12 protein-coding genes are annotated in these 22,487 nt (G+C 65.6%); 2 read left to right on the top strand and 10 right to left on the bottom strand.

Annotated elements, in window-relative coordinates; all coding sequences use genetic code 11:
* The 9 genes from FQU96_RS28160 to FQU96_RS28120 all read right to left on the bottom strand — a co-directional run bounded on the left by FQU96_RS28160 (position 1) and on the right by FQU96_RS28120 (position 10,045).
* Positions 1-1,812 (bottom strand): putative porin, encoded by a 1,812-nt coding sequence (locus FQU96_RS28160; RefSeq protein WP_146544692.1) that lies wholly within the window; start codon positions 1,810-1,812, stop codon positions 1-3.
* 51 nt (positions 1,813-1,863) lie between these two features.
* Positions 1,864-2,574 carry a TonB C-terminal domain-containing protein gene (locus tag FQU96_RS28155; RefSeq protein WP_146544691.1) on the bottom strand — a complete coding sequence of 237 codons (711 nt, stop codon included), beginning with the start codon at positions 2,572-2,574 and terminating at the stop codon, positions 1,864-1,866.
* A gap of 24 nt (positions 2,575-2,598) precedes the next feature.
* Entirely contained in the window at positions 2,599-3,003 is a 405-nt protein-coding gene (locus FQU96_RS28150) for a biopolymer transporter ExbD (RefSeq protein WP_146544690.1), read from the bottom strand.
* Positions 3,004-3,008: 5 nt separating this feature from the next.
* On the bottom strand, positions 3,009-4,940 hold the full coding sequence (locus FQU96_RS28145; protein ID WP_255468599.1) for a DUF2341 domain-containing protein: 1,932 nt from the start codon (positions 4,938-4,940) through the stop codon (positions 3,009-3,011).
* A gap of 62 nt (positions 4,941-5,002) precedes the next feature.
* Positions 5,003-6,730 (bottom strand): ShlB/FhaC/HecB family hemolysin secretion/activation protein, encoded by a 1,728-nt coding sequence (locus FQU96_RS28140; protein ID WP_146544688.1) that lies wholly within the window; start codon positions 6,728-6,730, stop codon positions 5,003-5,005.
* A gap of 149 nt (positions 6,731-6,879) precedes the next feature.
* Positions 6,880-7,860: a FecR domain-containing protein gene (locus FQU96_RS28135; protein ID WP_146544687.1), complete on the bottom strand. Its 981-nt coding sequence runs from the start codon at positions 7,858-7,860 to the stop codon at positions 6,880-6,882.
* A 61-nt stretch (positions 7,861-7,921) separates the two neighbouring features.
* Entirely contained in the window at positions 7,922-8,473 is a 552-nt protein-coding gene (locus FQU96_RS28130) for an RNA polymerase sigma factor (RefSeq protein ID WP_146544686.1), read from the bottom strand.
* Positions 8,474-8,601: 128 nt separating this feature from the next.
* Positions 8,602-9,300, bottom strand: a complete 699-nt coding sequence (locus tag FQU96_RS28125; protein WP_146544685.1) for an energy transducer TonB — start codon at positions 9,298-9,300, stop codon at positions 8,602-8,604.
* A gap of 4 nt (positions 9,301-9,304) precedes the next feature.
* A complete protein-coding gene (locus tag FQU96_RS28120) occupies positions 9,305-10,045 on the bottom strand; it encodes an STN domain-containing protein (protein ID WP_146544684.1) in 741 nt (246 codons plus the stop codon).
* 268 nt (positions 10,046-10,313) lie between these two features.
* Here FQU96_RS28120 and FQU96_RS28115 point away from each other — a divergent pair, with 268 nt between their 5' ends.
* Positions 10,314-10,748 (top strand): hypothetical protein, encoded by a 435-nt coding sequence (locus FQU96_RS28115; RefSeq protein ID WP_146544683.1) that lies wholly within the window; start codon positions 10,314-10,316, stop codon positions 10,746-10,748.
* Positions 10,749-10,815: 67 nt separating this feature from the next.
* Positions 10,816-11,184, top strand: a complete 369-nt coding sequence (locus FQU96_RS42820) for a hypothetical protein (protein ID WP_255468598.1) — start codon at positions 10,816-10,818, stop codon at positions 11,182-11,184.
* A 42-nt stretch (positions 11,185-11,226) separates the two neighbouring features.
* Here FQU96_RS42820 and FQU96_RS28105 read toward each other — a convergent pair whose 3' ends face one another.
* A complete protein-coding gene (locus FQU96_RS28105; RefSeq protein WP_146544682.1) occupies positions 11,227-22,398 on the bottom strand; it encodes a filamentous haemagglutinin family protein in 11,172 nt (3,723 codons plus the stop codon).
* Positions 22,399-22,487 lie beyond the last annotated feature (89 nt).

Raw genomic sequence — 22,487 nt, 5'->3', positions numbered from 1 at the left:
TCAGAACCTCGCGCCGAGATTGACTTGTACGATGTCGACAGAGAACGGCGGGCCGGCGATGGAGTCGGCGCTCATCCAACGCGCGCCTGCCCACACATGGCGGCTCAGCGCTACGCGACCGCCGACGAGGAAGCCCTTCAGGTTGGTACCACCCAGACCGAAATCGGAGTCGGAGAAGGCATCGACGGTGGCATCGGACTCGACGTACTTGTAGCCAACGTCGACGGCCCAGTCCCAACGCTCCTTGAACTGCGGCGAGCCGACGGTCAGGCCGATAAAGTAGCCGGTGTCGCCGCCTTCGTACTTGCCCGGATCACCCGGTCCACGATTGTTGACGGCGTTCTGCTTCAGCCGCTTCTTGTCGAAAGCCAGGTTCTTCACGAACTCGCCGTACAACGAGACGCGCACGGGCGCGAACCCGTCGTAGTCGACCTTGCCGGCGATCGACAGTTCGCGGAAGCGGCTGGCCAGACCAAAGTACTGGAACTGATTGGTCGTGCCGAAACCGTTCTCCGCCGTCGGCACGATATTGCGCAAGGCCATGTACGTGTTGCCGCGCTGGGCGAACGATGGGCGCCGATGGTCCGTATCGCAGTTGTCCGACGCATTGCCGACGATGCAGGGGCTCGAGAGTTTTCCTTCGATGTTGGTGAAGTGATAGTAGCCGAGCCCCAACTTGGCGGTGGTATCGGGCCGGATTTTCCAGTCGACGCCGATCTGTGCACCATAGAGATACTTATCGTAGCTCTTGTATTTCTCGGGCTGCGCCGACGAGAAGTTCAGATCCGTGTTGAACACCGGAAAGGCACCGATGTTGATGAACGGTGTGATGCCGGGGCTCACCTCGTAACGCGCCTGTACCGCAGCGCCATCAAAGCCGATATCGTCATCCCACAGCAGTTGGCTGGGTGCGAAGAACGGGTTGTCGAAGCGCCCCACCGTGAGCGCCACGGACTTGCCCGGCTCCTTCCATGGCTCGTACTTGATGTAGGCCCGCTCGAGCCAGACGGCGTACTTGGAGAAATTGCCGCCCTGCCCCGAGCCGGCGAAGCCCAGGCTCTGGTTGGGCGAGACCGGTGAACTGCTGTCGCCGGTGCCGATGTGGAGGCCGGTGGAGAAGCCTTCGCCGAGATCGGCATCGACACCCAGCCGGGCGCGAATGCGGAAGCGGTCGCGATCGGCGTTGGCGTTCACCAGTGGGGGGAAACGGATGTTGGCGTTCGATACATCATAAGGGCTGCCGGTGTTGATGGAATTGAAGTTGACGAGGCCGCCCGTGAGGTCGTTGCCGCGCGGATAGAACTGGCCCTCGTAGCGCGTACGCACCTCACCCGTGAAACGCAGGCGCGATGCCCATTCGGGAAAGACACCGGGCGCTGCCCAGTTCTCGGCCTTGGCCTGCGCCATGACCTCCTGCTTGACCTCGTCCTTGATCTGCTTGCGCACCACGTCGGGTACGTAGGTCACGCGCATCTGCCCACCCGTGGCCGGTGCCGGACCGGAGACTGAACCGCCAGGGGCAGTAACGGGCGCCGTGGCGCGCCGCTGGGCCGCGGTGGCTTCGGCATTGGCCTGACGGATGAGTTCATCGGCTTCGCTGCGATCGAGCAGGCCGCGCTTCATCATCAGGTTGATCAGGTTGATGGTGGCGTTCGTGGAACCACCCTCGGGCGCCTGCGCCAACTGGATCTTCGGGTTGGCCGGCCGCGGCGGTTCGGCCAGGGCCGGCAGGACGACGACGTTGCCCAGAGCGAGTGCGATCAGGGGCGCGGCGCGGCGGCGGCGGCGGGCAATACGGCGACTATAAGACATCGAACTCTCGAACCCCTCTGCGACAAGTGACTTTGTTTGATGACGACGCGCCTAGCTCGGACGTCGCGCGGTGACGCGGGTGACGATGGGCATCGGCATGTCGCGCGGCGGCGGCTCGCGCAGCGTCAGTCCCATGAGCACCTCGCTGCGGATGGCCTCGTCGATCTCAGGATCGCCGGATGACTTCAGAAGCTGCACGCGGACCAGTCGGCCGCTGGCATCAGCCCACAGCTGGACATCGATCCGGATGGAGGCATTGCGGGTCTTCTTGTTGGCACGCATCGCCTCTTCGATCTGCGCCTGGACGATCGAGGCATACCAGCCCCACCGACTGCCACCACCGCCGCCACCGCCGAGCAATCCGTTGCCGCCGGGACGCCCGGCGAGATTGAAGGCATCACCCGGGCCCGTCGGTTTCGCGTCGACGCCAAGCGGACCCTTGGGCGGCGCCTCGACTTTCTTGGGCGGCGCCTCTTTCGGCTTTTCCTGCGGCTTGTCCTGCTTGACCTCGGGCTCCTTGATCTTCGGCTGCTCGATCATCTTGGGCTGCGGTATCTCCTTGGGCGGCGGTGGTGGCGGCGGCGGAGGGGGCGGCGGCTGAATGGTGACAACCTGGAACTCGGTCGCCTTGCGCGGTGCCTTGGAATCGCCCCTGGCCACCAGGAAGGCGACGACCACCAGCACGCCCAGCACGGCGACTCCGGCGCCGATCGCAACGCCGTGTTGCCGGATGAAGTCAGGTAGGGTGTTGGATCGGGCCATGGTCGCGTGCCTGCCTTTGCGCCGCTACTTCACGAGTGGCTTGGTCGCGAGGCCAACCTGGGTGATGCCGATGCGACCCAGCAGATCGAGCACGTCCATCACGCCCTGGTACTGCGCCTGGCCATCGCCCTTGATGACGACGGGAAACTCCGGCGTCAGTGCCTTCTGCTGCAGCAGGCGCTGCTCGAGCTCCGGCAGCGTGACCGGCACAGTATCGAGGAACAGGCGACCCTCGTTGGTGACGGTGATCGCCTTGGTGGTCGGCTGCGCGAGGCTGGGCTGGGCACTCGCCTTCGGCAGGTTCACCTTCATCCCTTGCACACTGGCAGTGGTCATGATGATGAAGATCACGAGCAGCACGTAGGCGAGGTCCAACATCGGCGTGATGTTGATGTCGTCGTACGGCTTGGAGTCGGAATGCAGCTGCATGGCCCCTACTCCGCCGCCAGCGCGCGCTGTTCGGCGCCGTTGGTGTAGTACTCGGCCATCTTGGTCACGAACTCGTCGATGAAGACCTGCATGTCGGTGGTGACGTCCTTGATGCGGGTCTGCAGGTAGTTGTAGGCAAACAGCGCCGGGATCGCGACGGCAAGGCCGGCGACGGTGGCCAGCAGCGCCGCCGCCACACCCGGCGCGATGGCGTTGACGTTGACGTCACCGCTGGCGGCGATGGCGGCAAACGTGATCATGACGCCGACCACGGTGCCGAGCAGGCCCAGGAACGGACCGCCGGAGATGGCGATGGTGAGCACCACCACCAGGCGGTTGAGCCGCTGCATCTCGCGCGCCAGGGTGCCGTCGAGGCTGGCGCGGATTGCCGCGATCGACTCGGCCGACAGCAGGCGGCTGGATTTGTCGCGCTCGAAGCGGTGGCGGATCTCCTGCGCGCCGACATGGTAGATGCGATAGAGCGAGGAGTTGCGCATCATCCGCGCGTCGGCCTCGGTGATACGGCCACCGAGCGACGACACCTCATCGGCATCGCCGCGATCGAGCACGGTGAGATCGGCTGACGCCTCGCGGAAGCGGCGCAGGAAGGCATTGTTGGCGCCCGCCTGGCGGCCGACATAGGTGAGCTTCTCGGCAATCACGATCCAGGAGATCACCGCCATGATGGCGAGGATGATGATGACGACCCAGGCATCGAGCGTGACCGCCTTGACGATCACGGCGAGGTAGCCTGAAAGCCAGCTGCCGGTCTCCTCATCGCCGCTGAGCGCCAGCAGCTTGGCGTTGTCGGGCCCCTGGCTGATGGTCGCCGCCTTCAGGAAACCCGCCGGCCGCGCAACCTTGGCGATCTGCAGTTCGTCCAGTTCACCGGCATAGTTGGCGTAGGCGACCGGCGCCGCGGCGGGTGCCGTAGCATCCGGCGCCGGCGCCGGCGCTGCCGGATCCGATGACGGTGCCTGCACCGGCGTCGGCGTGGGTGCCGCTGGCGCCGTGGCACCATCGGTCGTCGTCGGGGCAGGCACCGGCGGCGCAACATCACCGCCGAGCAGTGCTGTTCCGTTCATGGCCGGCAGCGTCGTGTTCAGCGATGCAACGGCGGCACCGTCGAGATAGAGGGTGAGCGTCTGCGCCGATGCAACGACGGCGAGATGGTGCCAGGCGTCGGGGCGAACCGTCGCCGTCGCGTTGGTGCGGTGGCTGCCGAACGTGTCGATCACTTCGACGAAGGGCGTCGCCTTGTCGATGCCGATCGCAATGCTGGTGGCACCGCTGCGGCGGGTGTAGATCGCGGCATTGGTCTGACCCGGCGTCGGCTTGATCCAGGCCGACCACGTCATCGCGGCGCCGTTGTCCCAGGCGAGTGACGGGCTGGGCGGCAGCGTGACCGTGGTCTTGCCGTCAAAGCGCAGGCCCGGGCCGATCAGCGTGCCGTCGACGCTGGGCGCCGCACTCTGGGCGTTGTTGCCCCATGCGCTCCAGTCGCGCAGCGGCGTGCCGCGTTCGCCGAAATGATAGACCAGAGCGGTATCGGGATCGTAGGTGCCCTTGGCATCCTCGGCCGGCGTTGCCTTGCGGTTGCCGTAGTAGAGCCAGATATCGCTCTGGGCGCCGGGTCGCAGGTCGGGCAGGTTGACCCAGACGAACGCCTCGCCCAGCAGGCTGTCGTACTTCTCGATGTGGAACTTCAGCGGCGTCTTGTCGTCACCGGCGACGAAACGCAGATCCGAGCCGTCCTGCTTGGCCGCCTCGAACTTGAAATTGCCCGAGTGCAGTCGGATGAGGACCGGCATGGCGCCGATCGGTTCATTGATGGCAGCGCCAGCTGGGCCGGCGTTCAGCGTGAGCTTCTTGCGCAGCTCCCACTCGTCGTTCCACCACGCCTGCGCCGGCGCGCTCCATGAAGCGAGAGCCGACAACAGGAGAGAACAGAAAAGGAAGAAAGAGTACCGCCGCATGGAACTACCGTTGTTTTCAGAGGTCAGAACTCGGCCCAAAGCCGGAACGTCATGTAAGGCTCGAAGGCACGCGTCTTGCCCTGCATACGCAGGGGAAAGCCGACATCGATTGAACCGTTGAAGTGGTCGGCGATGCGCATGCGACTGCCGAAGCCGACGCTGGCCAGCCGGAACGTCGACTCCTGCTCGGCCAGCGGTTCATGGATCTTGAGCACAGCGCCATCGGCGAAGACGTGGACACGCCAGTCGTTGATGAAACCGAAACCCTTGCCCAGCAGCGTGGGGATGGATGGGCTGCGCAACTCGATGGTGCCGGACGCGCCGTAGTCACCCAACGCCGCCGACTCGAGATAGCCGCGTACCGAATCGAGGCCGCCGGCCGAGAACTGCTCGCTGGATACCAGCGGCTGACGTGACAGTTGGGTGTTGACCTTGCCGAACACCTGCAGTCCGCCCGGCAGCTCGTGGGTATGCTCCACCTCGCCCTTGAAGTAGAAGAACCCCTCGCTCGCCTTGAAGCGCTTGGCGTCGAACTTGTCGGGCTTGCTGCCCATGCCGCGAAACGCCCAGTTGATGCCGGCACTGACCTGGGTCTGCGAACCCTCGCCCTGCCACGTGGCGTTATAGGTGAGGTTCATCGGGTAGTAGGTCAGCGGCACCGTGAGCTGGTCGCTGCCGACCTTCACCCGCTCGCCGAAGTGCTTGTAGTCGATGCCGGCACTCAGCGAATGGAAGAAGCCCTGGTCCTTGGCCGGCAGCGTGACGATGGCTCGGGTGCCGATGATTTCGCCACGCCCCACCACGTTGGTGCCGCCGACCGTCGAGACATCCGAGTTGTTCTTAACGCCATAGGCGAGCAGGCTGAGCCACGGCACGCCGGGAATGCGCGCCAGATAAGACGCCGAGAAGACCTTGGCGTCCTTGGGGTCCTGCGGCGCGACCTGAAAGCTGACGTTCAGGCTGTGGCCGAGCTGCCACAGATTGTCGTAGCGTACCGACGCGCTCAGGCGCAGCGGCTTGGTGTCGGCGCTGCGCCGGTTGTTGAGCTCCAGGCTGCCGTGCAGAGGGAATGTGTCCTGGACGTTGAGATCGACGTCCACGGTGCCCGGCGTCGCGCCCGCCTTCAGGGTCGGCGTCACCCGCCGGTCGGGAATCTGGTTGAGCGCGACGATGTCCTTGGTGACGGCGTTGAAGTTGGGCACTGTGCCTTCGGCCAGCGATGGCGCATCCTGCTTGATGCGATCGAGGGAGAAGTAGCGCGATCCCTTCACGCGCAGCCGCCCGACCTTGCCTTCGGTCACCTTGATCTGGACGATGCCGTCGCGCACCTGCTGCTGCGGAATTTCGACGGAAACGGTCTGATAGCCCTTGGCGTTGTAGGCTCGTTCGAGGGCAGCCCGTGCTTTCTCGACATCATCGGACGTGCGGCCCGGCCCTAGGAATGGATAGACCGCCTCCTCCACCTCGATCTGCGGCAGCATGGTCACGCCGTCGACACGGTACTCGTTGATGTCGAGGTGCTGGACCGGCGGCGGCGCCGCCGGTGGCGCACCGGCCGGCGGCGTGCCGGCGGGCGGTGCCCCATCGGCAGGCGTACTCTGCTGCGCCACCAGAGTTTTGCCCTTGCCCTTCGCGAGCGCGTCGCTCGCCGGCCCGATCTGGCTGGCGACAATCACCGACGACGCTACGAGGAGCTTCAGGCTCCAAGTTCGCTGACCCACCACGCGCAGCCCCCAAACCGCAGAACGCACTCAATGATCCTGTGCAACCCGACAGGGCTCGGCACAGGCAAGTTCTCGCGGGGCCAGATGGTCGAGTGAACTCGCTTGCTGCTGTCCCCTTGTCTCTAGGACAAGCGGCGGCGGTCAAACACGCAGCGCAGAAATATGAAACTTCTGCGTCAGTTGAGGATGACGATGTCGCCGGGCAACCGCGTGGCGCGCGCGCCCAGCTTCTCGAGCTGGGCGATCACGCCATCCAGGCGATCGATATGGAACACACCGTTGACCGGCCGTCGGCCGATCTGATCGCCGGCCAAAAGAATACGGCCCGCACGGTAGCGGTTCACTTCGGCAATCACGTCGCTCAGCGGCTTGTCGTGGAAGATCAGCAGGCCCGAGCGCCAGGCGCTGACCTCAGCGGCATCCATGGTCACCATCTCGCCCAGCGCCTGTGCCGTGTACGTGAGCTGACGGCCCGCCTGCAGCCGCGCCGTATCCGGCGACTGCTCGACTTCCACGGCACCGTCCAGACAGCTGACGCAGACCGAAGCGCCGTCATGGCGTACGTTGAAATTGGCCCGCGACGCCCTGATGATACCGTCCGCGGCCAGCACGACCAGGGGACTCGACACCGCGCGCCGGGCAACGATTTCCGCCTCGCCACCGATCAGTTCGATGCGTGGCATTTCACGGGTCGAGCGAACGGCGATGCTGGTGCGGGTGTTGAGCTCCAGCGCGATACCCTCGGTGAGTTCCACGCGTTTCTGCTCACCGGGACCGGTCCGATAGTCGGCCGTCATCTCGACCAGCGACGGCCACAGCGCCAGCGGCGGCCGCGCCAGCATCAGGCCGCCGGCACCCGCTGCCAGCGCACCGCCCAGCACCAAACGCCGTGACGTCCACGGACGGCGCGCCGGCTTGAAGGGCACCACGGTGCTAGCCGGAACGCCGGCCATCGCACCGCCGGCATCGCGCAACAGGCTGTTGAGGCGCAGGGCCTGATGCCATGCCTCGGCATGCGCCGGGCTTTGATCGCGCCAGCGTTGCAGGGCATCCGCATCGGCCTGCGTGACGCCCCCCGACTTCAGCCGCAGGAGCCACGCAAGGGCTTCGCGCGTCAGCGGGTCAAGCTCGTTCGTCTTGTCCTCCGAGTCGGTCATAACTCCAGCGGTCCTCGTAGCGCCGCCGGTTGAGGCAGACAGCCGTCATGGTAGGACTTCCCTATTTTGACGACAATCTGCGAGGGGCAGAGGCGAAATTTTTCCCGTGGTCACGTTCCAGGCGCGCCGCACAATGCTCCAGGGCATGCTTGAGCTCGATCTGGACGGTGCGGACGGAAATGCCAAATCGCGCTGCGATATCCTGCTGCGGCGCCTCCTCGACCCAGGCGGCCAGGAAGATCGCGCGGCGACGGGTCGGGATTTCCGCCAGGGCGCGCTTGAGCGCCTCGACTTCCGACCGCGCCTCGATCGTACGCGCCGGGTCGGGAGTCTCGTCGGGAAGCGCCAGCAACGCTTCGGTCTCCTGATCGGTCAGGTGCCGGCGTTCGGCAATCCGGCGGTTGGTGGCGATGTTGAGCGCAATGCGCCTGAGATAGGCGCGCGGACTGCGCAACGGCCCGATTTCGACGGACCGCTCCAGCCGCAGGAAGGTGTCCTGCAAGGCATCGCGCGCCTGGTCGGCGCAACCCAGCCGGGCCGTCAGCCAACGGGCAAAATCGTCGTAACCGACCAGCAGCAGGCGACGCAGGATGGCCCGACTCGAGTCCGCCATGGTCGCTCACACCTCCTGGGCGCGCAGTTTGCGTCGGAGGATCGGAACCACCACGGCGTGCACGCGAACGCGCACGCTCCTAGCAGCGACAAATTTCAGCTTGGCGACAGTTGATGGCAAATCGATCGTCATGGCATCGAAAAGGCGACGGGCACCATGATCGTCACGCGATCGGGCAGACCCGCTGGCACGGGTGGAAACGGCCTCGCCCGGCGGACGGTCTCGATCGCCTCGTTGTCGAGCACGGCGTGACCCGAGCTGCGGCTGACCCGGATATCGAGCACAGTGCCGTCGCGGCGCATGACGAACGCCAGCAGGACCGTGCCGTTCAAGCGTTCCGGTTTTGCCGCTTCCGGATAATGCCGGAACGGCTCCAGGTGCGAGAAGAGCCGCCGGCGGAAATCGACAGCAACCATCCCGTAGGTGTCGGGCGCCTTCACCACCTGCCGTGCCGGCTGGTCCTTTGCGGCCGGTTTGGGTTCGGCGAGCGCCGGCGGCGCTTCGGCCGGTCGCTTGGCCAGCAGTGGCTCCGGCAGTTCGGCGGGCTTCTCGGCAGGCGCCTTTGGTGTGTGGACGGGTACGGTGCTTTTTTCCGGTGGCACAGGCTGCGCCGGCGGACTGGGCGGTGCCACGAGCCGGACGCTGACGACCTGGTCGGCCTTGCGCGCCGGCGGTCCCTGCAGGGCATGACGCAGCCAATAGATTCCCGTCCCACACAGCAACGACACGCACAGGGCCACGCCCAGGAACTGGCGCAGATCGCCCCACGGTCTGGCCGCAGGCCATTTCTCCGGCGTGCCGTCGCCTATGGAGCGCTTGCCGGGCATGCCGTCAGAACGGCTTGACCGAGATCATCACGCTGACGGGCTGGGGCATGCCCCCCGGCGGGGCCCGGCTCACCGTCAACGCCTGCAACGCGTCGGCAATGGCCACGTCGCGATCGCGATCGCCGGTCGAACGAAACAGCCGCGCCTGCTGCACCGCACCCAGACCGCCGATCCACAGGTTGATGCCGACCTTGTAGCTCCCCGACCGGGTACGGGGATCGCGCTGCAAGGCGCCACGAATCTCGGACTGCAGCGCACGGGTGTAGTCCAGCACGCCCTGCCGGTCGGAAGCGCCGACCTCGACGGCGCCCTGGACATGCAGTGTATCCAGGGCGAAGACAGGCCCATCCGACGGACGCGGCATGTAGCTGGCAGCCGTTTGCACCCCCGCCGGCACAATGATGATGTCGCGCGAGTCGGTGTAGTGCGCCACCAGAGATGTGCCTCGCAGCAAGGCGGTCAACGCCGCCTGCGGCGTGAGCATGCCCCTGGCTTCAGCGGATCGTCGCCCCAGCGCCAGCGCACTGTCGTAGAGTACCTGGACACCGGTCGCGGTGCTGTAGGCTTCCAGCGCCGACGTCAGCGGCTGGGCCGCGATATCGAACTTGACCACACCCGACACTTGAAGCGTGCCGCCTGGCCTGGTGGTTGATTGGGCATGCGCGATGCCGGCCATGCCGATCGACGCGATGACCGCGACCATGCTGGCGCGCGGCACGAGTCGCAGCGGAGTCGAGCATTTCATCGGGAGAGTCCGCGGTCTTGTCATCGAACCAACCTCACCGGAAGCGTGATCAAAGAACGTCCCGTGAGCCGGTTACTTCGGCCTCTGCCATAGGCGGCCCTTGTTACGACGCCATGACAAATGGGCATTCGCTTGCGTACAACTGCCAGACTTGTCGAGGACGCAACGGCACCCCAGAACCGTAACGAACATCGTCTATGGATACAGGCGAGCGAATCGTGCTCGTTGCAACAATCAAGAGTTCCCGATGGTCCTGAATTGGCGGCGCATGGCGCGCCTGCTGGGTTTTTGTACGGCTGGATTGAGTGGCGCACTCTCGTCCGCCGACGTACGAGCACAAGGCGGCACACCAGGGACCGACTACCGGTCCGCGGCGACTGTTCCCGTCGAATGGCAGCAATTCGCCCAGCGCACACAGCAACGCATCGGCGAGTGGCTGCAGTCGGAAGACGAGGATGTCCGGCGCTTTCATGCCTATCTTCATGATCGCGCGGGCGGCGAGGCCGGTGCACCCGACGCGTTGATCGTCAAGATCTGGATCGCCGCCGACGGCAAGATCGACCGGGTCGACTTCCCGCCGCTGCCCGACGCGCGCGCCAATACCGACCTGCGCATCATCCTGGAGCGCGGCCGGATCGACCAGCCGCCGCCCGCGGACATGTTGCAGCCGCTACATCTCAAAGTGGCATTGAAACGGCAATGACACGCACCGTTGCAACAGCGTCTGCCGTCACCTATGTCGATAGCGCGACGGGCGTATGGAGGAGCCGATGAGACTGGCGATTGCGTGTATTGGCAGCTTGGTGCTGTTGGCGTCAGCGGCGCAGGCGCAGGACCGGCGCGTCGTGCTGGGCGGCCAGCCGACGCCGAACGCAAGCAGCAGCTGCATCGAAGTCGAGATCGGCGGCGAGCGCACCTCGAGCTTGGATTGCCTCAACCAGCGCCTGGAGCACCAGGTGCGCCGCGTCCAGCCGCCGCGCAACATCGCACCCGTCGATGCCGTCTCGCCGCAAGTGAAGATCGGCGGCTTCAACCAGGCAGCCCTGCGGCAGCAGTACGGACCGAATTTCGGCAAATCCGCCATGCCGTACCGCCCCTCGACGGGGCAGTTCAGCAATCCGATCCACCCTGGTCGCTGATCGCCTGGCGAGCGCGGGCGGGGAAGCCCGCGCTCGCAGGACCTACTGACCTGCCGTCCGCATTCTTTGCTCGATCAGGGTACGCGTCTGCTCAGCGGTGAGTTCGCCTGCACCCAGGACCTGATAGGCACTGGCCGGGTCCTGCGTCGGCGCGGCATCGACCTTGCGGACCGGCTGGCCCGTATCACCGCCGCTCTCGCTCTTCTTCTTTTCGTCGTCGCCGCCTTTCGCCGAGCCACCACCGCCGTAACCAAGCACCTCAACCGTGATGATGGAGGGCGTATCCGTGTTGCGGCCTGACGCCTTCTTGACCGCATCGTCGGCTGCCTGCGCAGCCTGACCCGGATCGGTTGTCGGCGGCGCCACCGTCACAGCCGCCGTCGGCCGCGGCACGCCCTTGATCTCACCCTCTACCTCGAAGTTATCGACGTTCAGTACGATGAGCGCGGCGACGTTGAGGTTGCCGGCGACGCGGATGCCGGCATCACCCGGGTTGACGGTACCCAGCGGCGCGATCAGATCGACATCGCCCTTCTCGACGCCACCGACACCGGCAATGGTCCCGATGCCGCTGCCGCTCATGTCGGGCCGTTCACGGATCTCGGTGTTGCCGTCGACATCCGTGACGATATCAGGTGCCGAGGTGATACGTGTGGTCTTGGCGCCGCGCCCGGCGTCGATATCGCCGAGCGTCGACCAGAGGATCTCGTCACCACCACCAAACGTGAGGACGCGCGAACGGTTCACGGTGACATTGTCGCGGGCAAAGATGCGGATCTCGCCGCCGCCCAGCGTAACGATGCCATATCCATCGGGCACCTGTGCGCCCAACGCCGCGACCTGAACACCACCGCCCGGTGTGAGAATGTCAACGTCGCCGCCAGCCATGGTGCGCAGCAGCGCGTTGCCGACGATGAAGTCGCCGCGCCACGCCTTACCGGGCAACAACGTATCGATGGCCCTGTAGCCGCGATTGTAGCCGCCGTTGATCGGGCGGTCGTCACGACCCAGCGTGTTCTGGTCGCGGCCCGCAGCACGCAGTTCCTGCATGTAGACCTGCCGCAGAAAGCGCTCCTGCGTGAGCCTGGGCAGCATCCCAAAGCGCGCCCACGCGTCCAGCGGCGACAAGGTTTCGCCCGTGATCTCCCTCACGAACGAAACCAACCCATGGCGCACGATATGGGTGTTGCCGTTCTTACGTTCCTCGGCCTCATCGGTCAGATAGATCGGCAGCCGTTTCCCGTCCGATCCCGTGATCGTCAGGTAGTCCGGCATGGCGTTCACGTTGGCCGGATCGAGGTAGGCAGCGGCAAAAGCATGGTACCGCGGCTGTTGGCCATTCAGCCCGGCCAGCACGGTGATCGAGGCACCATCGGTGGGCAGGCCCTTGATCTGAGTCTGGGGTATGCGTCGATTGTTGTCGTCGTAGGATTGATTGCCCCGGCTGTAGATCGAGAACCCCGTCGCATAGACGTCCCGCCCTGCCGATATCACGACGGCTCCCGGCCCCTGGATGTCGATCGAACGACCGATGACGTCATTGCCGGCTTCGAATATCGAGACGTCGCTGCGGCGCACGTTGCGCAGGTCGTAACTCCCGTTGCGGATATCGCGCCCTGCCCGCAGCCACGTCTGCTCGTTGGTCATTACGCTCGCGCGCTCACCTGTCGGGGTCATATCCGACACGGCGACAATCGAGCCGCTGCGGGAATAGATGCGACTCGGCTCGTCATCGTTCGCATTGGCAAGCCGCTCGGGATTGCGCAGTGCATAGAGGTGCGCCATGTGGATGATGTCCGCGAGGTTCGTCGGCGGCGGGATCATGTCATTTCGAATGAGTGCCCGGAAACCGTAGGTCCCGTCGGACAACTGGATGGGCGCACCCTCGCCACCGACCGACTCGAAGGGTGACGGAACCATCGCCGGCGTCGCGCGTGACATGACAATGGCGCCGGGCAGGACGTCTTTTTCCGCCAGGATGCGCAGTTCGGGGCGACTGCCCGGCAGCATGAAAAATGTGTCCTGATTGTCGACGACACCGTTGAGTGCGGTGATGCGGGTCCGTGACGGGAAGAGATTGCCGGCAAACTTGTTCACCTGCATGTAGGCACGGGGCCCACTCCAGGGATCGGGAAAATCAAGATCCTTGGAGAGAAACGTCGTCTGACCAACCAGGATCACATCGCCGCCAACCGAGATCAGGCTGAGGGCACTCCGATCGGTCTGGCCGCTCATGTACGCGCCATCATGGAAGCTGCCCTGGCCGATGAGCAGCGGATCCAGCATCGTCTGCAGGCGCAGATCGCCCGCCGTGCGCACATCCAGCGTGGCGTCGCCCAGCGACAGGACCGGCGCGATCGGGTAGCTCTTCAGTACACCCGCAGTCGTGATGTTGACAGCACGGCCGACCGCAAACTCGCCCGCGGTGATCGTGCCGGCGCCGCGCCCGACATAGTAGTAGCCGGCGCGGACAACACCGCCGGCGTCGACCGTCATCGCCCCGCCATTGCGCATCTCCAGCAGCTTGCGCTCCAGGGCTATGCGGCCACCGCGAACACGGCCGTTGGTCGGCAGTGCCACCAGCAGATTCACCAGGTCACCGCCGGCTGTCACCGCAACGTTGCCGCCACCCAGCGCACCGACGCCCTGCTGGAACGAGCCATGGTCGATCCACCAGGAGCTTTGCTCGGCAGGCCTGTCGCCCAGTGCGCCGTGGAAGTAAGGCGCAAACACGTAGTACCGGTCAGTGGCCCCCTGCCGCTTGAGCCATTCGGTGAAGAGCTGCATGTCCGACCGGTTGGCCGGAAGCGTGGTGCTGACGTCGCCTTGCACGGCGATGCGCAGATGACCGCCCCGGATTCCATAGACGGCGGTGGCCGGTGCGGTGGTGAAGTCGTCGAACACCGTCATGTCCCGGCGACCGGCGGTGTAGATCACCGATTGGGGGTGTGCCAGGTCGAGGTTGCGCGCCGCACGCACGTCGATGTCACCTGTTCCGGTGCGGACATGCCTGCCGGCCGCCGCGTCGCCGACCACCAACGAGCCCTTGCCGGCGACCAAGCCGGCCAGCGGCATCAGAGCCGTGGCACTGGCCGAACTGAGGTCGGCGCCGGCAATCAGACGCAGATCCCAGGATGCGGCATCGAGCAGGACGCCACTGCGGTCGACGGCCGAGAACCCGTCGGAGATGTGACCTCGAATCGTCAGGTTGCCACCGGCGCGTATCGTCAGACCGCCCTCACGCGACGCGAGGCCGGCGAGATTCCAGTCACTGTTCAAGACCAGGTCGCCGTCATGAACGATCTCGATACCCGCGGCTACGGTGACGCCGGCGGCGCCTGGAATTCTCGCCTGGATGTCAGCGGCGTGGCTGGCGAACACGTTGGCATGGGAGACGGCATCGCTCATGGCCGAATCGATGGTCGTGCCGTCGTAGTCACGGATGCTGTAGCGCGCCACGCCTTCCAGAACGGCCGAACGGGCGCCGACGATGACGGCCGACAGATTGTCGACAGCGCTCCCGTCATGCCCAGAAGTCTGGCCCGCGCGCAGACGGACCCGGCCACCTTCGCCGCCGGCAACGTCAATCGAGCCGCCCTGCAGATCCAGCCGCCCCCCGCTCGCCTCCAATGTCACCCGGCCTGACCCGAGTTCCGCGTCCATCGCACCGGCCTGTAGTCGGGCATCGGCCGTCATCGTGAGCCCGCTGCCGGCGGTGATCGCAATGCGGCCGCCAAAGGTGCTGCGCGCATCGATGATGCCGCTCAGGGTGACCGTACCCTGGTCGGCCACCAGGCCGAAGTCGGCCACGGCTGTCGCACCGTCGATCACCACGTTGCCATTGCGGATGCGGAACTGGCGCGAAGCGGAGAAGCCGGCATCGTTCAGCTGCCGCGTCAAGCCGGCAAAGTCGGGCAACGCCGCGATATCGAGCGCGAAGGATCCGCCCCGCTGGCCGGCAGCGGCCTGCGCACTGATGCGACCACCAAGATCGACCGTACCACCACCCGACGCGGTGACCGACAGCGTGCCGGCATTGCCGCCGCTGGGAGCACCGGCGAGGTTGATCAAGGCAGTCGATGCCATGCGCACCGAACCGCCGACGGCGACCAGTGACACGCGTCCGGCATCGGCATGTCCGGGCACGTCGAAAAAGTGCTTCTCGAAGCCGCCGACATCGATCGACGCGCCATCGGCCAGCACAACGTCACCGCCGCTGGCCGTCAGGGTGACGGCGCCGCCAAGCCCCACAACTCGACCACTGAACTGCACGCTACGCCCTGTCAAAGTCCAGCGCGTACCGAGGCTTTCGGTATCGCGCTCCGGCGCTGTGCCGCTGGCGCTCACCGTCAGATTGCCGGTCGTGATCAACGACTGCGCACTGCCGCCTCGACCCGTCAGCAGCGGTGCCGTCAACGCGACAGCAGCAGTGCCGGCATCGACCGTACCATTGCCCGCGCTGATGATGCGCCGATTGGCAATCAGCGCAATATCGGTGAAGCCACGAATGGTCTTGCTGCCGGCACCCAACACCACGTCATCGGCCTGGAGCATCAACTTGCCGGAGCCCGAGGCACCCGACTCGATGAAGCTGCTGCCGTTGTTGACCAGAGCGATCGCGCCGCCGGTGATGGCAATGGTACCGTTGCCATGACCCACCAAGCCCGACGCATCGAACGTGACGGACGCCAGGCCAGCACCGCCGAGATCGATCGATCCGTAGAAATCAATCGAGGTGTAACTGCGCAACGTCAGGTGCTGGGTGTCCCGTAGCAGCGGCAGTGTCGAGGCGTCGAGCACCAGTCCCTCGCGGCCACCACCCAGACTGATGCGGCCGCTCGACAAGGCCAGCGAGGCGCCGGAGAGCCGCGCTGATGCCGCGAGATTGGTCGTCTGGGTCGAGTCGATCAGCAGGGACTTGCCGCCGCGCAGGATGGCACCGGCCCCCACATCCACGACGCCGCCGATACTGGCATCGACGTTCTGGCGCACGACCCTGACTGCATCGCCATTCGAGACACGGATCAGGGCACCGTAGTCGCGCGATGGCGATACCAGGATATCGTCCTTCGGGTCGCCGTCGTCCCAGCCATCGGGGTCGCGATAAGCAGCCGGATGTTGCGGCGAAACAATCAGGTCACCGCCGCCGGCTCCAACTTCTCCTTCGGTCGCCAGCACGCTACCAGCCTCGACAGCCACCTTGCCGCTCGCCGCCAGGATGATCTCGGGCCCCACCAGGCGGCTCTCATCATTGTTGCGCACGACGATATCGGACGCGACCACGTCCAGCCGAATCCCCTTGGCATCGCCCGTGCGTACACCGCCGACCAGCAGACTGCCGGCACCGAAACTCGTCAAACTCGCTGAATCGATCACCAGATAGCCCTGGCCGCGCAACGCGCTGGCGTCCTGACCGGCACCGACGATGGCGATCTTCGCACCGGCAATGTCCACGAGACCGCCGCGACCACCTTCGGCGGCGCGGGACCGCAGCTGGCCGTCGAGGATCAGATCCTGCGTTGCCTTGAAGACGATAGAGCCGCCGTCCATCGGCAGTCGCGGGGTGACGACGTTCTCACCGGTAAGACGATACTGTGACAGCTTGAACGCATCGGAAGCAAAGAACCGGTTGGCCGCCGCTTCGTTGTACTCCGTGTATTGGCGCAGCACGGAGCCCGACAGAACCCGCCAGGCACCGAAGAGCTGATCCTGTTGGCCGGTCAGCGCGCTGCCGCGCCGGCCGCTCATGACCAGCGAACCATCGGTCAACCGCACGGCCGGCGCCGGCGATGCCAAGCCCGACTGGCCGGCCAGCATGATCGCATAAGCACCCGGCAGCAGCGCGTAACGCGACGGCAGCAGCGTGTACCAGCCGGCGGCGAGGCCATTGCCACCGGCCAGCCAGATGCGATCGCCGACGTCGAATGCGGCGGCCGGCGTATTGCCATCGCGCGGCGGCGCAACAGCAGTCGGCGCAGTCGAGGTGGCGTGCGCCGGCATGATGGCGAACATGCCCGGCATCGCCAGCAGATCGCGCGACCCGCCAGGACCGGGCACGAATTCCCAGGCGTGGAGATCGCCGCCACCGCGAATGTCGATCGTCGAGCCTTGGGCAAGCTCCACTGTCGGCCCTTCGAGCGAGATGCGCTTCTCCGGCGGCGCGATCATGCTCTCATTGGGTTTCTGTGGATCGGGAAGTTTGGCCGGGTCAATCCAATGCTCGTTATTGTTCAGTGTTCCATAGGGCAGGACGAGACCACCACCCGATACCGACGTGAGACTACCGGCACCCAGTGTCAGTCGCTCGCCGGCCTTGAAGTTGATAGTCCCGAAAGGAAGCCACAGCGCGCCGTTCTGTTCGATGATGGGCGCTTCCAGGACCAGCGTGGCACCGGCGGACAATGGTGCCCCCGACTGCCCATAGGGCACGATCTCGATCGCCTTGTCGGCGCGCACCGTCGCCTTGGTTGCCGTCACCGGATAGAGCCGACCGGCGATCGTGAGCTTGCCCTGTATGTCGACGACGACCGGCTGCTCGATCGTGCCGTTCAGGCGAATATCGTCGGCGCGCAGGATCGTCCGGTCGAAGCCCACCACACTGGTCGAGCCAAGATCGATCACCTTGCCCTGCAAGGTCAGCGTGCCCGACACGGTGTCACTGCGAGCGGCCGTCGGTCCACCGAGAACGAGATGCGGCGCCACAAGCGCACTGTTGCCGGCACCGGCGTTCACCAGCACACCGGAGACCTCGATGCGACGGCTGGCTGACAATTGAGCATCATCCAGGCGGATCAGGGCATTGTTGCTAGTGATGCGTATATCGGCAAACTGCCCGTCATTGATCGAGCCCGGACGTACGACCAGCGGTTTCAACGCGTTCGCACTGGCGAAATAGGCGGGGAGATCAACCCCGAGGTAGCTCCTGAGGGCCTCGACGGCGGCCGGATCGAGACCGAACTGGCCGGGCTTGAGCAGGTCGCTGCTCGGACTGGCGGCGTTCCGCGACAGGAGGAGTTCAGGCGCACTGCTGGCGGGCATCGCATCATACAGGGCGCGCGAGATGAAGATGGAGCCCTCGTACTCGTAGCCATAAGCGCGAATCACGTCGCCCAGATTGAAACCGATGGCATCTTGCCAATCACCGCAGTTGCCATTGCCACCAGGCAAACCAACACAATCCGGATCGAGGAACTGCAGGATCGCTTCGAGCTGCTGGCGCGGCGACTGGTCGGCTGACCCGGGTACCTCGATCGTGACATCGCCGCCACGGGCATTGGGGCCGCCGCCTTGGCCGATCAGCTTGCCCTCAATCACCCCTTTGCCCGAGAATGAAATCGTGCCGCCATTGCTGTCCAGGTGCAGCGATTGACGGCGATCACCGGTCAATCCTCCCTGCACCCGGTCGATCACGGCGCTGGCGCCCGACACATCCAGTACCGCATCGGGCTTGATCACCATCATGGGTGCGTTGATGGCAATCGCGCCACCAGGCCGGACGCTGCCGGTGCGATTGCCGTCGCCGTCGACGGCGATCACGGGTGCGCCCCTGGCCAACAGCCGGGAACCATCCTCAAGCACGATCCGCCAGGCGGACTGCAGGCTGATGGCGCCGGCGGGCGCCTCGATCGTCCCTTTCACGATCAGGTCGCCGTAGACGGTATCGCTGCCGCCGGGAAAGAAGACTTCCCTGTAGCCGGATGCCAGCGCGATGCTGCCGCCGACATCTGTCCGCAGCACGGCATCCCTGCCGATCGTGACACTGTCACCGCGCGATCCAAGGACGAGTGATGCGGGGCGGCGCTTGACGCGCTCCTCCAATGGCAGCACGCGGACCGGACCGATCTCCGCGATCGACGTGCCGGTCGCATGGCCCGACACATCCTGACCGCGCAGGTCGACGTTGACCGGCGTCTGAGAGATGTGCACGCCGTCGGGGACGACGATGTCCCGCGTGGTCCGGATCTCCAACGCACGGAAGCCGTACTCGGAGAACAGGCGGTCGGACAGATGGATGGTGGACGGATCGTCGGGCTTGGTGCCGCCAAGCTGAATCGGCGCACTGGCAACCACCTCCAGACTGCCCCCCGAACCGGCGGCATACCCGCGCACATCGAGGTTGGCCAGCAGCGCGCCGTCGAGATTGGCGCTGGCGATACGGATCGAGCCGGCGTCGCCGACCTTGAGCGTCGGTGCCGCCCGTGCCCGCGCGTTGTACCAACCACCGCCCGACACGTTCAACAGAACGCCCGGCGCGATCTGCAGCGTCTCGTTGGCAAATATGTCGATCTTGCCACCATGGATCGCCGGCGCCGGCACGCGCACCGTGTCGGTCACGTCATTGACCCACTGGCCACTGACGTCAATGGCGGCACCGGCGCCGAGAACGACACTGTTGCCTCCTGTCGTCACCGTACCGCCGGGAACGCGAATGGTACCGTCGATCGTCACCTTCGTGTGGCGCGCGTTCGGGCTGACGTTGAAGGTGATGGACAGCGAGGACCCAGGCCTGAGATCCAGATCGCCATCCGCGGCAACGCGCAGGCTGTTGTTGATGTTGAAATCGATCCTGTCCATGCCGGCGTTGTTCAAAATGGCGGGATCGACCCAGGTCGTCTTCGCCCGGCTTGGCTCGGCTGCGCCCGGATCGTAGAATTCGATCGGCACCGCGCTCTGCGCTGTAAAGTCGGCGGCCAGGCGGCGCGGCTGACGCGTGATGATCAGGTCGGAGATCAGCCAAGGACGGTCCTCGTCGCCGCCGTCGCCGAAAACGAGCTTGCCGGCCTTGGCGAGCTTGCCTGCTGCGATCTGGCGATCGCCCGCAATCGTGCCGCCCCAGAAATTGCCCTCGAGGACATAGGCTTCGCCGGCAAAGAACTGGATCGAACCCGCGTCACGGCCCTCCGTGTAACCCTTTTCGAACGTGCCCTTGGGGTCCATCAACGGATTGGACCAGCTCTCCGATATGCCCCAACGGCTGTGGCGACGCGTGAAGCGACCGGCGATGCCGACATAGATCCTGTCAGGTGTCGCGTCGCCAATGTTGTAGAGCCGTCCATCGGCACCCAGCAGCCGCGTCGTGCGGTTCCAGCCGTCGCTGTAGCGCACCGAGCCGCCGGCAATATCCAGCAAGGACCCGGCCCGCGTGATGATGGAGCCACCCGATTTGATGTTGATGCTGCCGCCCCGGGTCGACAGTTCGCCCAGGTCCGTGCGTCCGACGCCGATCCAGCCGGTGAAATCACCCAGCGGCGTGCCGACCCACTTACCGGGACTGCCCTGGACCCATTGGACTCCCGCCATCGGTCCGTCAGTGAACTGACCGGTAACGCGGCGATCCACGATGATGCCCTTCTGGCCGCGCAGCCAGGAATTGCGATAGAGGACGGTATCGCGCAGTTCGTTGATGCGGAACTCGCCCGTCACGAAGTTGCGCTCCATCGCCACCGCGACGTCCTGGATGCCGGCCACGCTGAGATAGGCGTTTTGGCCGATATAGACCCGGCTGCCGTCCCTATAGTCTCGCGCCCCCGCCGAGGGCTCGTCGTAGGACGTCGGATCCTTGTTCGCGATGATGCTGATGATGCCGGCGGGCACGACGACACTGGCGTCCGCTTCGATGGCGATCAGGTCGCCGCGCAGCTCGATGCGACCCGGCCGATAACGGGTTGCCAGCGCCGCCGTCTCGATCTCGCTCTTGTCACCGGCGTCGGGCACGACCATCGTTACGCTGCCTGGCCCCAGCGTCAGGGAGCCAGCCGACCATTGCTGTATGGGTGGCCCTTCGAGCGAACTCGAATAGGCGAACAGGCCTTGCCCCCACGCCTGCAGCCGGATGCTGCCTTCGCGATTGTTCAGCGCCGACGTTGCCGACAACACACCATTCTGAAAGATGCCGCGCGCGTTCAACGTGATGTTGCCGCGATCGGCCTGGATGATGCCCGTGTTCGTCGTGCTGTAGCCGACCGATTCGGCGCGCGCGAGCATCCACGGAATGATGGTATCACGCAGGCTGACGGTGAACGGGTTGTAGATCGTCGTCTTTCCGAGCGCGCCCTGCAGCTGATAGTAGGCGTAGAGATAAGGTGATGGCGCCGAGACCGCGACATCGAGGCCGCGCACAGTCAGAGCCGCCGGGTTGTTGCTCTTGGCCGGCGCCAGCCAGACCTGCTCACCAGCCGCCAGGATCACCTGGCCATCAGGCGCCTTGATGGTTCCACCGTTAGTCACCCGCGGAGCGAACAGCATGGCCTTGCCGCCGCTGGCCATGGTGAGGTCGGCACCGGCTTCGACGCGCACATCACCGGGCGGCGCACCGACGGGCAACGCTGGCACCTGGTCGGGATGGTCGATCTTCACGCCGTCCTTGGGCCGCCACGTCGGATGATCGCCGAATTGCGGCATGCCGTAGTCATTACCGCCGCCACCGTCGCTGACGGCGCGCGGATTGTTGATGCCGGCCTTGAACTGCGCATCGGACAGACTGAGGCTCGATGCCACCAGGCTGTGCACGTTCACCTGTGAGGCCCCACCGAAGATGATGCCGTTTCGGTTGATGACGTAGACTTGGCCTTCCGCCTTGATCTGGCCCAGGATCTGCGAGGGCCGTCCGGACGGGTCGGTCACACGGTTGAGCGCGATCCACTGTTGCGCACCCTTGGGATCGGCCGCCGTGTTGCCCTTCGACTGGTCGAAGACGACGGTCGTGTCGCGGCCAACATTGAAGCTCTGCCAGTTGAGGATCGCTTTCGCATCGGTTTGCCGGATGGTGACCTCGGTGCGAGCACCCGCCTGTCCCTGCGTCGGCAGATCGGCGCCAACCCATACGCCCGGCGTCGTACCGGCGCCCGGCGCCACGACCAAGCCGCCGGGCACCAGGCCGTTGGGCACGGCACTGGGTGTGGTGAGGGCGACACTGCGCGCCGCCACCTGCGCCGCTTGTGCGGCCTGCAAGGCGCGCGTCGTGCGCGCCAGCGCATTCTGCGCCTGACGCGCCATGGTCTGCGCCTGTTGCATCGCCGCGGCCTGCTGCGCCGTCACATTGGCAACCGGCGCCGCCACGCTGTTGCCGCGCAGAATGTCACGCGCCTGGCTGGCCGGACCGGCAAGCGCCAGCGTGATCGTGCTGACGCTGGTCAGCAGAACAGCATTCAATGCCCGGCGCCACACGCTGCGGCGCGACGGGAACGGCGTGGAAACGGGAAGACCGACAGGCATTCTAAGCCCCTTCGACGGACGCAACGGCACGGCGGCCACCGGCTGTAGACATCAGGCGGCCACCCACCAAGATCCCCGGACTGTGTTGC

The organism is Reyranella sp. CPCC 100927, from assembly GCF_007859315.1.
Lineage (GTDB): Bacteria > Pseudomonadota > Alphaproteobacteria > Reyranellales > Reyranellaceae > Vineibacter.
The sequence above is the reverse complement of the archived record's forward strand: the minus strand, read 5'-3'. Positions and strand labels throughout refer to the sequence as shown.